Genomic DNA, 12,643 nt, shown 5'->3' with positions numbered 1-12,643 from the left:
ACCGCGGCGAACACGTCGGCGGCGTCCGGCCGCAGCGGCCCCCGACCGGAGATGCCGACCACCCCGTCCAGCACCAGATCCGTCTGCGCCGGCACGGATGTGGCGACCCGGCCACCGGCCTTGGCGAACGCCGCCAGGCCCGCCGGGTGGGCGCGGTCCGGGCTGAGCAACACGGCCGTGGCGACGACACCGCGGCGGCGCAGGAACGTCGCGGCCCACAGCGCGTCACCGCCGTTGTCGCCGGAGCCGACCACCGCGCAGACCCGTCGCCCGGTCAGCCCGCCGGTGCGGGCGGTGAGCTCGCCGGCGACGGCCGCGGCCAGCCCGAAAGCGGCTCGGCGCATCAACGCGCCGTCGGGCAGGCTGGCCAGCAGCGGCGCTTCGGCGGCACGGATCGCGTCAACGGTGTAGTAGTGCCGCATCAGCCTCCGCTCCCCGGCCGGCCCCTGAAACGCAACCATAGGCTACGGGCCGCACTGTTACCCTCACGTCGCAGACAGCCGACGTCAACAGCGGAAGGTGTGCCGATGACGGGACCGGGCGGTCCGGGGGTCGACCCCAACGACCCCACCCGGTGGGCTGCGCTGCCCCCGTCATCGCCGCCCGGTTACCCGCCGTCGGCACCGTGGCCGGGCTACCCGATGCCGGCGCCCGGCGGATACCCCCCCGGTGAGCCGCCCCGACGTGGCCGCGGCTGGCGGTGGGCGGTGTTGGCGACGGTGTGTGCGCTCGCCGTGGGCGCGGTCGCCTTCATGGCCTTCACCGGGCGCGACAAGGACGCCGAAACCGCCGACGGCGAACCGACATCCGCGTCATCGTTGAGCACGGCAGCGCAGCCGCCGGTGCCGAACTCGGCGATCGACACACTCCTCCCCGACAAGGACACCGTCGGCTCGGCGGTCAACGACGCCAATCTGCATCCCACCGAGACCCAGAAACAGATGGGTACCGGCGACACCGTCTCCGCCGACTGCCAGGGAGTGGACACCGTCAATTCGGGTTCGGTCTACGCCGGTTCCGGATGGATCGACGTGCGGGTGCAGCGCTGGCGCAGCCCGGACCGGCCGGACCACCCGGAGCTGACCCACGACGTCGTCGTGGGCGTGGTCACCTACCCGAGGGCCGACGCCGCGGCCGCGTTCTTCGCCGCCCACAGCGCGACCTGGAAGGGGTGCGCCGGCCGCAGCATCAACACGCGACCGGCCGGCGACAGCGGCGCGCCCGACGTGATCTGGTCCGTCGGCGAGGTCACCGAACTCGAGGACATGGTCACCACCACCGAGACCGCCGAGGGCGGCGCCGGCTGGATGTGCAGAAACGCGCTGGCGGTGCGGCGCAACGTGATCATCCGGGCCGACGCCTGCGGGATGACGATTCCGGACACGGCGCTGACCACGATCGTCGACGCCGTCGCCGCGAAGATCGACGCCGCGGGGTAACCGCTGACCAGTCCGGATCGGTCGACCGGTGCGGATCGGCTACGGTGAGCCGATGGCTTTCCCGGGCGGTCCGGCACCCGGACCCGATGACCCCACCCAGTGGACGCCGCTGCCCCCGGCACCCGGCTACCCGGGTCCGGCGCCGTGGCGTCAGCCGCCCGGCCCGCCGCCGCCCGGCTGGAATCCGGCGCAGCCCCGCGGATACCCGCCGCCTGCCGGGTTCGGCGGAGATCCGCCCGGTCCACCCCGGCGCAGCCGCGGCCTGTTGTGGGCGGCCCTGGCGGCGGTGTGCGTGCTGGCGATCGGCGCGGTGGTCTTCGTGGTCCTCACCCGGCGGGATCCCGGCTCCGAAACGGACTCCGCGGCCAGCACCTCCGGCACGTCCAGCACGGCGCCGGCCGCGACCGCACTGGTGCCGGTTTCGGCCCTGGGTGGCCTGTTTCCCGGCAAGGACACCATCGCCGCCGCGGCCGGCGATCCGAACCTGGGCGTGGTCAGCGAGGAGGACGGGATGGCCCCGGGCCGAATCGTGGACCAGGACTGCCAGGGGATCTATTCGGTCGGGGCCGAACCGGTCTACGCGGGCTCGGGGTGGACGGCATCGCACTATCAGCGATGGCTCAGCCCGCCCGAGCCCAACCCGCAGCAGCTGGACCGTGCGGTCCTGCTGTCGGTGGCTCTTTACCCGCAGCCCGCGCCCGCCGACGCCTTCTACGCCAAGCAGTCCGCGGCCTGGAAAGGCTGCGCGAACCGCACCATCAACGTGCGTGACCCCGCGGCCCAGGACGGGGCCGACGAGTTCTGGACGGTCGGCGAGGTGACCGAGTCCGACAACGTCGTGCGCACGGTGATCACCAGCGAGGGCGGCAACGGCTGGGCGGCCCAGCACGCGATGCTGCTGCGCGACAACGCGGTCGTTCGGGTCGGGGTGGTCGGTTACACCATCCCCGACGGCGCGGTACAGGCCCTGATCGACGCCATCACCCAGAAGATCGACGCCGCGGCCTGATCGCACGCAGCACCCCGGCGGGCCAGGGTCGTGCGTTAACATTCCGACCATCATGCGCTGGACCGGAATCGTGGTGGCGGTGGCGGTGTGCGCACTCCCCCCCGGTGTCGCCCACGCCGACGGCGCCGACGACCGGTTCGTCGCGACGCTCTCCGCCGACGGCATCACCGGCGATCCGGGTCAACTCGTCGGGCTCGGTCACCGGGTCTGCGACTGGCAGAACCTGCCGCACAACGAGAACCCGTGGAGCCCGTACAGTCGGGAACGCACGCAGATCATCAACGACCTTGGTCTGCAAGGTCTTTCGATTCCGCAGACCAACCAGTTCATCCGCGACGCGATCACGGTCTACTGCCCGGAGAAGAAGACCTGGTGATCCTGGTCAGCTGGCGGGGCTGACCGTCTGCGCGGCGCCCTGCTGATCGGCGTGCCGGATCAACGGGTAACAGGCCAAGCCGAGCAGAACAGATGCCGCGTGCCCGATCGAGGTGAAGGTCGGCTCGATGAACAGCGCCACGGTGAAGATGATCACCAGGCCGGCCAGGTACGGCCAGCGCCACGGCGTGTGGATGCGGTAGGTGAGCACGGCCATCATGCCGACCAGGAAATAGCTGACCCCGACGTCGCGGGCGTGCAGCTGCCACTCCGGCCTGCGGTGCAGGTTGATCAGCAGGTAGAGCACCCCCTCGCTGATGTAGGTGGCGCCGATGTGGACGATCAGCCCCACCGCGAGCCAGCGGACGTGGCCGAGCCAGCGCTCGGCCGGCGCCAGGATCAAGGTGAACAACACCAGATACGGCATCCAGTTTTTGCCGTCGATCCACAGCAGGCTGGAGACCAGCACCTCCAGCGGGTTGGTGGCCAGGTGATGCAGGTTGGTGGACTGGTCCAGCAGGATCGAGTGCAGCTGACGGCCGGCGAGGTGCTGAATCACCGTGGTGATCAGCAGAACCAGCAGCCACAGGTAGGTCAGCGGGGCACTGCGGACGAAATGCCACACCGTCGCCGGCGTGATCTTCACGTGCATCACGCCGTACAGCGTCGCATGGCCGAGCTGTGCTTCCCCTGTCCGGTCGGTGAACCGGGTCGGATACGCGAGACAATGACCCACCGGTGCCCACCGGATGAAAGGAAAGTGCCGTGCCGAAACTGACCGCGGTCATAGCCGCCGTGTTGGTGGCCGTCGTCGTATCGACGCAGACCGCCGCCGCGGACACCTTCGCCGACACCGCCACCGCGACCGTCAACGCGGCCCGGGCACGGTACGGCGCGGGGCCGCTGGTCTGGGACGACGCCCTGGTCGCCGGGATGAACCGCCAGGCCGACAGCTGCCGCTTCCAGCACTCACCCGGCGCCGTCGGCGGGCGGTACGGCGAGGACCTCTACGCCCGGTCGGCACAGGCGACGGTCGGTGACGCGGTGAACGCCTGGATCGCCGAGGCCGGCAACTACCACTACGACAACCCGGTGTACTCGGCGAACACCGGCCACTTCACCGCCCTGGTGTGGAAGAGCTCCACCCGCTTCGCGGTGGTGACCAAGAAGGACTGCCCGCCCGGCAGCCTGATCCCCGGCACGCCCGGCCCGCAGACCTTCGTCATCGCGCGGTTCACCCCGGCGGGAAACATCGCGGGGCAGTTCACCCAAAACGTCGGCCGGCCGCGGTAGGCCGGCTACTCGACGGTGACCGACTTGGCCAGGTTGCGCGGCTTGTCGACGTCGTAGCCGCGGGCCTGGGCGACGCTGGCGGCGAACACCTGCAGCGGGATGGTGGACAGCAGCGGCTGGTAAAGCGTGGGCACCGCCGGGATCTCGATCAGGTGGTCGGCGTAGGGGCGCACCGTGTCGTCGCCCTCCTCGGCGATGACGACGGTGATGGCGCCGCGGGATTGGATCTCCCGGATGTTGGAGAGCAGCTTGGCGTGCAGCACCGCGGCGTTCTTCGGCGACGGCATCACCACGATCACCGGCAGGCCGTCGTCGATCAGCGCGATCGGGCCGTGCTTGAGCTCGCCGGCGGCGAACCCCTCGGCGTGCATGTAGGCCAGCTCCTTGAGCTTGAGCGCCCCCTCCAGCGCCACCGGGTAGCCGACGTGCCGGCCCAGGAACAGCACCGTCGACGACGCGGCGAACTGGCGGGCCAGCGCGGCCACCGCGTCGTTGCCGGCCAGCACCTGCGCGATCAGCTCGGGCATCGCCTCCAGCTGTCGGTACTCGTGGGCGACCTCGTCGGGGTACTTGGTGCCGCGGGCCTGCGCCAGGGCCAGCCCGACCAGGTAGTTCGCCGCGATCTGGGCCAGGAACGTCTTCGTCGAGGCCACCCCGATCTCCGGCCCGGCCCGGGTGTAGAGCACCGCGTCGCACTCGCGCGGGATCTGGCTGCCGTTGGTGTTGCAGATCGCCAGCACCTTGGCCTTCTGCGCCTTGGCGTGCCGCACCGCCTCCAGGGTGTCGGCCGTCTCGCCGGACTGGCTGATCGCCACCACCAGGGTGTGCTGGTGCAGCACCGGGTCGCGGTAGCGGAACTCGCTGGCCAGCTCCACCTCCACCGGCAGCCGGGTCCAGTGCTCGATCGCGTACTTGGCCAGCAGGCCGGAGTGATACGCGGTGCCGCAGGCGACCACGAACACCTTGTCGATCTCCCGCAGTTCGTCGTCGGAGAGCCGCTGCTCGTCCAGCACGATCCGGCCGTCGGCGAAGTGGCCGAGCAGGGTGTCGGCCACCGCGGTGGGCTGCTCGGCGATCTCCTTGAGCATGAAGTATTCGTAGCCGCCCTTCTCGGCGGCGTTCAGGTCCCAGTCGATGTGGAACCGCCGCGAGGTGTGGCCGTTGTCGTTGCCGTGAAAGTCGGTGATTCGGTAGCCGTCGGCGGTGATCACCACCGCCTGGTCCTGACCCAGCTCGACGGCATCCCGGGTGTAGGGGATGAACGCGGCGACGTCGGAGCCGATGAACATCTCGCCGTCGCCGACCCCGACCACCAGCGGCGTGGACCGGCGGGCGGCGACGATGGTGCCCGGCTCGTCGGCGTTGGCGAAGACCAGGGTGAAGTGGCCCTCCAGCCGGCGCAGCACCGCCAGCACCGAGCCGACGAAGTCCCCTTTGGTCTGGCCCTGGCGGTACTCGCGGGAGACCAGGTGCACGGCGACCTCGGTGTCGGTGTCGCTGGCGAACTCCACCCCGTCGGCCTCGAGCTGCTGGCGCAGGGCGGCGAAGTTCTCGATGATGCCGTTGTGGACGACGACGATCCCGCCGGTGACGTCGGTGTGCGGGTGTGCGTTGCGGTCGGTGGGCCGGCCGTGGGTGGCCCACCGGGTGTGGCCGAGGCCGGTGCTGCCGGCCAGCGTCGCCGGGTCGACGTCGCGCAGCGTCTCCTCCAGGTTGGCCAGCCGGCCGGCCCGGCGGCGCACCTCGACCTTGCCGACCCCGTCGATCAAGGCGATGCCGGCCGAGTCGTAGCCGCGGTACTCCATCCGGCGCAGCGCCTCGACGACCACGTCGCGGGCAGGCCGTTGCCCGACGTAGCCGACGATTCCGCACATAGCTCATCAGGGTAGTGCAGGAGGGGCCGATTCTTTTGAATTCCGCAGGTCACAGCCGCCCGGGTGGGACGGGGCCGGGGTGGGCCGCCCGCCTCATCGGGCACACCCGTCACCGTCGGGAGGAGACACCGATGGTGCCCGCCTTCGAGCGACGGCGCCGTTGCGCGGTGTCCCGGGCGGTGTCTTCACCCCGGTAGAGTCGGGCCCATGCCCACCCTGAACGGCATCCCCCGCGTCGACACGAACGCCCACCGGTCGGTGTGGAAGCGGACGCTGCAGACGCTGGTGGGCACCGAGATCGGCGCGGCCGTGCATCGCCGGCTGGCCGCCCCGGCCGACGCCGCGGTGATGCGGGCCACCGGCGGGCACGTCAATCTGGCATTCGGCGCGGCGCCGATCGTGGTGCTGGTCTCCACCGGCGCCAAGAGCGGGCAGCGCCGGGAGAGCCCGCTGATCTACTTCACCGACGGCGACGACGTCATCCTGATCGCCTCCAACTACGGCGGCACCCACCATCCGGGCTGGTATCACAACCTGGTCGCCCACCCGGGGTGCGAACTGCACGTCGGCGAGCACGGCGGGGCGTTCGTGGCGCGCGAGGCCACCGGCGCGGACCGGGACCGGCTGTTCGCCCTCGCCGAAGACCTCTACCCCGGCTACGGCAACTACGCGCAGCGCACCGACGGGGTGCGCACCATCCGGGTGATGCGGCTGTCCCCGGCGGGGTAGCGGTCAGGCCGGACAGTCGACCGCGACCCCGAGAGCCCGGCAGATGTCGCCCATCCGGCTATCGGCAAGTCTGCCCACGCGGCTCACCAGCACCGCAACCGAGACGCTTTCGACCGCATCCAAGTTGACGGCGGATCGGCGCGGGATCGGGTCGGTCTCCGGTTCCAGAAGAACCTCGCTGGCGAGCCCGCGAATGGTGGTCGTACACGGCGCGACGAGGGCACGCCGAAGCCGTGGGATCGCCGCGTCCCGGGACAGCACGACGACCGGCCGTCGACCGATCTCGGCCAGCTCGCACCACCACACCTCGCCGCGTGCCGGGAGCCCGGTCACGACGCGCCGGCGGCGTGCCGCCACGAGGCCACGTCTCCCCACTCATCCGGGGCGTCCAGCGGCAGGTCGTCATAGGCGGCGTACCCGGTGTCTATCTCCGCGGCCCGGTGTCGAGCCAGCAGAGCGCCGAGGGCTTCGTCTATCAGCGCCGCGTCGGTCCCACCCCGGTGCACCTGGCGCGCACTGTCCAGCAGATCGGCGTCCACCGTGGTACTCAGCCGTATGCGAGCCATGCTACAAGTATCGCATTGAATCCCGACGGCGGCACGGCTGCGCCGTCGATGGCTGCGGTGGTCAGCGGCAGCGCAGGCACCGCGTTCCGGGTGCGCTACCGTCGTCTGATGGCAGGCACGCTGCGCCGCTGGCTGGCCGGGCGCCGGATCCGACGGCAGTTCACCGCGCTGGCGCGGCCGGGCCCGCACCGGGTGCTGCGCGGCGACCTGGCCTACGCCGGGATGCCCGGCGTGGTGTACACCCCGGCGACCGGATTCAAGCTGCCCGCAGTGGTGTTCGGCCACGACTGGATGACCACCGCGGATCGTTACGCCGGCCTGCTGGAGCACCTGGCGTCCTGGGGGTTCGTGGTGGCCGCCCCGGACACCGAGCGCGGGCTGGTGCCGTCGGTGCTCACCTTCGCCGCCGACCTGGACCGCGCCCTGGACATCGCCACCGGGGTGCGGCTGGGCGCCGGACAGGTCAGCGTGCGCGGCGACCGGCTCGCGGTGGCCGGCCACGGGTTCGGCGGCTCGGCGGCGGTGCTGGCCGCCGCACGCACCCCCGGCCGGTTCGCCGCGGCGGTGGCGATCTTCCCGGCGCGCACCGAGCCGCGCGCCGAGCAGGCGGCCGCCGCGCTGGCCCTGCCCGGGGCGGTGTTCACCGCGCCCGGGTCGGAGAAGTCGTTGCGTTCCAACGCGATCCCGCTGGCGCGGGCCTGGCCGGCGGCGACGCTGCGGGTGATCGCCAAGGCGTCCGCGACCGGGCTGGCCCGGCACCGGCGGCTGAGCCGGTTCCTCGGCCTGCCCACCGCCGACCGGCGCACCCAGCGGCGGGTGCGGGCGCTGCTGACCGGGTACCTGCTGGGCGCGGTGGCCGGAGAGAAGCGTTACCGGGCCTTCGCCGACCCGGCGGTGCGGCTGCCGCGCACCCAGCCGGTGGCCGAGTTGCCGGAGCCGGTGGAGTTGGCGGACAAGGTCGTCGCGCTGCTGAAGTAGGGTGTGCGCTGCCGTTGCGCGCGGATTCCGGGTGCCGGGTCAGGTCGGCCCGAGGATCGTCGATCCGAATCCATCGCCGGTCACCGTGGAGGTTGCGCACCGCGTCGGTGACGGCGTCGATCAACGATCCGAGGAACCCGCCCAGCGCGGTGTCGACGTCGGCCAGTGTCACGCAGGAATCTGTCAAGTGAAAACCGACAGCGTCCTTCCCGCCGGTTGGCTCGCGGGAAGGACGCCGTCGGTTGTCGTTTCGGCTGCTACAGGCCGAGCGCTGCCGGGTCGATGCCGATGCTGCTGAGCACGGCGTCGAACCCGCCGGCGGCGCTCGGGTCGACGGCCGCCGCTGCGCCCGAGGCACCGCCGTCACCGGTGTCCGCCGGCGGCTCGAACACCGCCTTGCCGTCGATCACATCGGCGAGCACGTTCTCGATGCTCGCCAGGCCACCGGCCATGCTCACGCCGTGGCCGTGGATATCCAAGGTGCTGAGCACCGGGACCCCGTCGAGGTTCAGGCCGAGGCCGTTGAAGATCGAGCCACCGATGCCCGCGTTGTCGCCGTCGCCGGTGACCACACCGGGCGTCAGCAGCCCGCCGAAGTCGTAGCTCAGGCCGGTGATGTCCATGCCGCTGGGCAGCGGCAGATCGGCCTTGGCCAGGTCCGGGACCAACGAGTCCAGGTTCAGGGTGGCCCCGTTGAGCAGGCCGTTGAGCATGTTGCCCGGGATGTTGACCAGATCCTGCAAGGCGGTCGTGATGTTCGGGGTCGATCCGGACAGCGCCGCCTGGATGGCGTCGATGTCGTTGAACAACGCGATGAACGGCGAGATCTCCGGCCCGAGCGCCCCGATCAGCTCGGCGCTGGCCGGCGACGACAGGAATTGGATCACGTCCATGATGTCCGGGTCCAGGGGTGTGGTGCCCAATGCCGACGGGTCGAGCAGCACGTCAAACAGCAGGCCGTGGTTGTTGCTCAGGGTGTCCAGCGAGAGTGGCTGGAGGAACTTCTTCTCGTCGGTGCCGAGGAAGCTCAGTGCGGCGAGCAGCTCCTTGGGGTTCTCGAACAGGTCGGTGAGGCCCGATGAGTGCGTGTGGACGGCGTCGGTGAGCGCCTTGGTGGCGTCCTCGAGGCCGGTGGAGAGCGACTTGAGGTTGTCCCCGGCGTTCTGGAAAGCGGTGTCGAACGCGCTGGTGAAGTCGATGTCGCCCAAGGCGGTGAGAGCAACGTCCCGGCCCACCTGCTGGATGCCGGCCATCGGCGTCGCCGCCGGGGTGATCGCGATCATGCTGGCCCCCACCAGCGCTACGCCGGCGGTGACGTATGGGCGAAGGGCTTGCTGCATCGATTTCTCCCGGATCTCGTCTGGCTCGTGTGTGTGGTCTACCCCGCCCATTGCTGGGCGTACATCCACTTCTAACTGATAACAAGCTGGCAAACAAGGCCGACTAAGGTCTAGTGGAGCTCGATAATAATACTTATGTTGCGTGAAGCCCGCCGTTTTCATCAGATGAATCACCCCCGGCTGGCCCAGGCTTCGTCCGCCTGCGCGGCCCATGGAGGCCAAAGCGCAAGGACAACAGCGCAATTCGCGATCTAATCCACCCAATCCCGCGTCCGTCTCGGAGGGGCTTCCTGGGCGCTGACCGACCAAGCGTTGCCGCTGCAATGGACCTACCTGCACGGATGTGGTATTGATTCATCAGATGATTCAATGATTCATCGGATGATACAGGCGTTGGGAGGCCAGGTTGCCCGTCGACAAGAGCGGTCGCGTCTTCCTCGTAGGTTCGGTGCCGCTGCTGCATCCCGAAGTCCAGACCGTCGATGAGATGCTCGACGGCTGGCGCAACCAGCAGTTGTGCCGCAACCTGGCCCACGACACGATCGAGCCTCGGATCGCCACGGTCCGGCGGTTCATCGACCAGACCAACGAGTTCCCCTGGTCGTGGACGCCTGCCATCGTGGAGGAGTTCTTCGGCGACTTGCGCAGCATCAAAGGCCGCCGGCAGTCCACGGTGCGCGGCTATCAAAATACGCTGCGGCTGTTCTGCTCCTACATCGCCGACCCGGACTACGGCTGGGACCGGGTCTGCGAGCAGCGCTTCGGCACCCATCCTGCCCAGGTGTTCTTCGCGTGGAACACCGCGACCCATGTCCAGGACAACGAGCAGTCCCCCGAGAAACGGCCGTTCACCAAACAGGAGCTGCAGGACTTCTTCGACCACGCCGACGACCAGGTCACCGTGATCGCCAATTCCAGGAAGAAGGGCTGGCTACCGGCTTACCGCGATGCGGTGATGTTCAAGGTCGCCTACTCCTACGGGCTACGGTTCAACGAACTACGACACCTGCAGACGGTCGACTTATCCCGCAATCCCCACGCTCGAGAGTTCGGCCACTACGGCGTGGCTAAGGTCCGCTACGGCAAGGCCAAGAAAGGATCGCCACCCAAACGCCGCACCGTGTTGACGGTGTTCGACTGGACGCCGGAAGTCATCGCTGACTGGCTGGCCCATGGACAACCCTATATGGACGACGGGATCGACCTGTTTCCCAGCGAGCGCGGCGCCCTGGTCGCCGAGAGGACGCTGTTGCGCAGGTTTCGACGCTACTGCCAGGACCTCGGCCTGTCCAACGGACTCGACATGCACTCGTTTCGCCGGTCCTACATCACCCATCTCATCGAAGACGGCTGGGATGCCAAGTTCGTCCAAGACCAAGCCGGCCACGAATACGCCAGCACCACCTCGCTGTACACGGGTGTCTCCAGTGATTTTCGGACCCGAACCCTGCGCCAGGTTCTTGATCGCACCGTCAAGGATGCGCTCGCACTCGGAGAGGAGACATCGTGAAACGCGAAGTCGACTACAGTTGGCGCCTTGCTGAGCTGATGGCAGCCCACGGCATGCACAACAGCACTGAGCTGATCCCCCTCCTCGCTGAACGCGGAATACAGCTCTCGCGTCCCCAGGTCTACCGTGTCGTACATCAACGCCCCGAACGGATCTCGCTGCAGCTGATGGCAGCCCTCTGCGACATCCTCGGTTGCGGGGTGGAAGACCTGGTGACGGTGACTGCCACCGATTTCCGCCGGCGAAAGATCGCCTCCGGCACCTCAGCTTCGCCACCGCCCAACGTCGTCGAACTCAACAAATCAGTCCGGCCCCGACGAGCGCGCATCATCACCGATGGCGCCGATTAAGCCCACACCGCGCTCCACCCGACGGGGGCGCCCACCCGTCACGAACGGAACCGCCGAGTGCAGCCGCTGCCACCGCAAGGCCAACAAGCTGCGCGTGGAATGGCCCGGCGACCGGTTGTGCCACAGCTGTTTCTACAGTGCCATGCGCACCCACGGCATCTGCCCGAACTGCGGACACGACGGCGTCCTGCCCGGCCGTTGCCGCCACGACGACCCACGGGCGGTCTGCCTGCTCTGCGCCGGCATCCCCGGCAACTTCACCTGCAAGACCTGTGGACTGGAAGGTGAAATCTATCGCCGCGGCGAATGCGCCCGATGCACGCTACGCGAAGATCTGTGCAAAATCCTGTTGCACCACCCCGCTGACCCTGCGGCCATGCAGACTCTCATCGAAGTCCTGTGCGGCGTGGACCGACCCGAGAGCATCCTGACCTGGAAACGCAACGTCGAAGTGCACAAACTGCTGGGCGCAATCACCTCGGGTGCCATACCACTCACCCACGACGGCCTCACCGCGGCCGGGCCCGGCCGCCACGTCGACCACCTCCGCAGCCTCCTGCAGCATCACGGACTGCTCCCCCAGCGCGACGAACATCTCGCCCGCTTCGAGGTCTGGCTCGCCGCCAAACTCGACGCCATCGCCTCGCCGGCCATCCGCGCCCCTGTCGAACAGTTCGCCACCTGGCACCACCTACGCCGCCTGCGCAGCATGTCCAAGCCAGGCCAAGGCACCGACGGACCGAGACGCTCAGCGCAGCAAGAGATCACCGAAACGATCAAATTCCTCACCTGGCTGCACAGCACCCACCACCGTGCGGTTGCCCAGTGCACACAACATGACGTCAACGAGTACCTCGCCTCCGGTCCGACCACCCGCCATTCGATCCGAACCTTCTTCATATGGGCCACCGGCGCGAAGATCACCACCAGCGTGAAAATCGGATTCCGACAAGCCAGAACCACGCCGACAATCACCCAGGAACAACGTCTGGCCTGGATCAACGAGATGCTTACTGGCGACTCCGAAACCCTTCCCTACCGAATCGCCGGGGGCCTGCTTCTGCTCTACGCCCAACCGCTGACGAAGATCGCCGCGCTGCAGACCACCGCCATCGCCCAAAAAGATGGCGAGACCCGTATCGCGCTCGGTACCGAGCCAGTTCCGGTCCCGGAGCCGTTC

General features: G+C 69.1%; 14 protein-coding genes and 1 pseudogene. 9 read left to right on the top strand and 6 right to left on the bottom strand.

The window, feature by feature from the left end; all coding sequences use genetic code 11:
* A partial coding sequence (locus tag AC2VNT_RS12255) for an NAD(P)H-hydrate epimerase (protein ID WP_486947117.1) occupies positions 1-422 on the bottom strand: 422 nt, incomplete at its 3' end.
* A 105-nt stretch (positions 423-527) separates the two neighbouring features.
* On the opposite strand from AC2VNT_RS12255, the gene AC2VNT_RS12250 reads away from it, so the two are divergent.
* Genes AC2VNT_RS12250 through AC2VNT_RS12240 form a run of 3 tightly spaced genes read left to right on the top strand, consistent with a single transcriptional unit; the run spans position 528 to position 2,824 of the window.
* The gene (locus AC2VNT_RS12250) at positions 528-1,439 is read left to right on the top strand and encodes a sensor domain-containing protein (RefSeq protein ID WP_486947116.1); all 912 of its coding nucleotides are present in this window, start codon (positions 528-530) and stop codon (positions 1,437-1,439) included.
* 52 nt (positions 1,440-1,491) lie between these two features.
* Positions 1,492-2,448 (top strand): sensor domain-containing protein, encoded by a 957-nt coding sequence (locus tag AC2VNT_RS12245; RefSeq protein WP_486947115.1) that lies wholly within the window; start codon positions 1,492-1,494, stop codon positions 2,446-2,448.
* Between the two features lie 52 nt (positions 2,449-2,500).
* Positions 2,501-2,824 (top strand): DUF732 domain-containing protein, encoded by a 324-nt coding sequence (locus tag AC2VNT_RS12240; RefSeq protein WP_486947114.1) that lies wholly within the window; start codon positions 2,501-2,503, stop codon positions 2,822-2,824.
* 6 nt (positions 2,825-2,830) lie between these two features.
* On the opposite strand, the gene AC2VNT_RS12235 is transcribed toward AC2VNT_RS12240, so the two are convergent.
* Positions 2,831-3,475 (bottom strand): rhomboid-like protein, encoded by a 645-nt coding sequence (locus AC2VNT_RS12235; RefSeq protein ID WP_486947119.1) that lies wholly within the window; start codon positions 3,473-3,475, stop codon positions 2,831-2,833.
* Positions 3,476-3,588: 113 nt separating this feature from the next.
* Between AC2VNT_RS12235 and AC2VNT_RS12230 the strand changes: the two genes are divergently transcribed.
* Positions 3,589-4,116, top strand: coding sequence for a CAP domain-containing protein (locus AC2VNT_RS12230; RefSeq protein ID WP_486947113.1), 528 nt, complete (start codon positions 3,589-3,591; stop codon positions 4,114-4,116).
* Between the two features lie 5 nt (positions 4,117-4,121).
* On the opposite strand, the gene glmS is transcribed toward AC2VNT_RS12230, so the two are convergent.
* Positions 4,122-5,990, bottom strand: a complete 1,869-nt coding sequence (gene glmS / locus AC2VNT_RS12225; protein WP_486947112.1) for a glutamine--fructose-6-phosphate transaminase (isomerizing) — start codon at positions 5,988-5,990, stop codon at positions 4,122-4,124.
* A 207-nt stretch (positions 5,991-6,197) separates the two neighbouring features.
* Between glmS and AC2VNT_RS12220 the strand changes: the two genes are divergently transcribed.
* Positions 6,198-6,719, top strand: a complete 522-nt coding sequence (locus tag AC2VNT_RS12220) for a nitroreductase/quinone reductase family protein (protein WP_486947111.1) — start codon at positions 6,198-6,200, stop codon at positions 6,717-6,719.
* 3 nt (positions 6,720-6,722) lie between these two features.
* Here AC2VNT_RS12220 and AC2VNT_RS12215 read toward each other — a convergent pair whose 3' ends face one another.
* Positions 6,723-7,052: a type II toxin-antitoxin system PemK/MazF family toxin gene (locus tag AC2VNT_RS12215; protein WP_486947118.1), complete on the bottom strand. Its 330-nt coding sequence runs from the start codon at positions 7,050-7,052 to the stop codon at positions 6,723-6,725.
* Positions 7,049-7,285 (bottom strand): annotated as a pseudogene (locus tag AC2VNT_RS12210) (type II toxin-antitoxin system antitoxin MazE5); the annotation flags it as partial. The gene AC2VNT_RS12215 and the pseudogene AC2VNT_RS12210, both read right to left, overlap by 4 nt.
* Positions 7,286-7,393: 108 nt before the next feature.
* On the opposite strand from AC2VNT_RS12210, the gene AC2VNT_RS12205 reads away from it, so the two are divergent.
* Positions 7,394-8,263, top strand: a complete 870-nt coding sequence (locus tag AC2VNT_RS12205; RefSeq protein WP_486947110.1) for a dienelactone hydrolase family protein — start codon at positions 7,394-7,396, stop codon at positions 8,261-8,263.
* A gap of 257 nt (positions 8,264-8,520) precedes the next feature.
* Here the strand turns inward: AC2VNT_RS12205 and gjpA are convergent, their stop codons facing one another.
* Positions 8,521-9,603: an outer membrane porin GjpA gene (gene gjpA, locus AC2VNT_RS12200; protein ID WP_486947109.1), complete on the bottom strand. Its 1,083-nt coding sequence runs from the start codon at positions 9,601-9,603 to the stop codon at positions 8,521-8,523.
* 406 nt (positions 9,604-10,009) lie between these two features.
* On the opposite strand from gjpA, the gene AC2VNT_RS12195 reads away from it, so the two are divergent.
* The 3 genes from AC2VNT_RS12195 to AC2VNT_RS12185 form a co-directional block, all read left to right on the top strand.
* The gene (locus tag AC2VNT_RS12195; protein WP_486947108.1) at positions 10,010-11,113 is read left to right on the top strand and encodes a tyrosine-type recombinase/integrase; all 1,104 of its coding nucleotides are present in this window, start codon (positions 10,010-10,012) and stop codon (positions 11,111-11,113) included.
* Complete coding sequence (locus tag AC2VNT_RS12190) at positions 11,110-11,463, top strand: helix-turn-helix domain-containing protein (protein ID WP_486947107.1); 354 nt, start codon at positions 11,110-11,112, stop codon at positions 11,461-11,463. The genes AC2VNT_RS12195 and AC2VNT_RS12190 overlap by 4 nt, the downstream gene beginning before the upstream one ends.
* A partial coding sequence (locus AC2VNT_RS12185; RefSeq protein ID WP_486947106.1) for a hypothetical protein occupies positions 11,450-12,643 on the top strand: 1,194 nt, incomplete at its 3' end. The genes AC2VNT_RS12190 and AC2VNT_RS12185, both read left to right, overlap by 14 nt.

The sequence above is a fragment of the Mycobacterium sp. TH-M15 genome (genome assembly GCF_057473705.1).
Note: the sequence above shows the minus strand (reverse complement) of the source record. Positions and strands in the feature narration are given on the sequence as shown.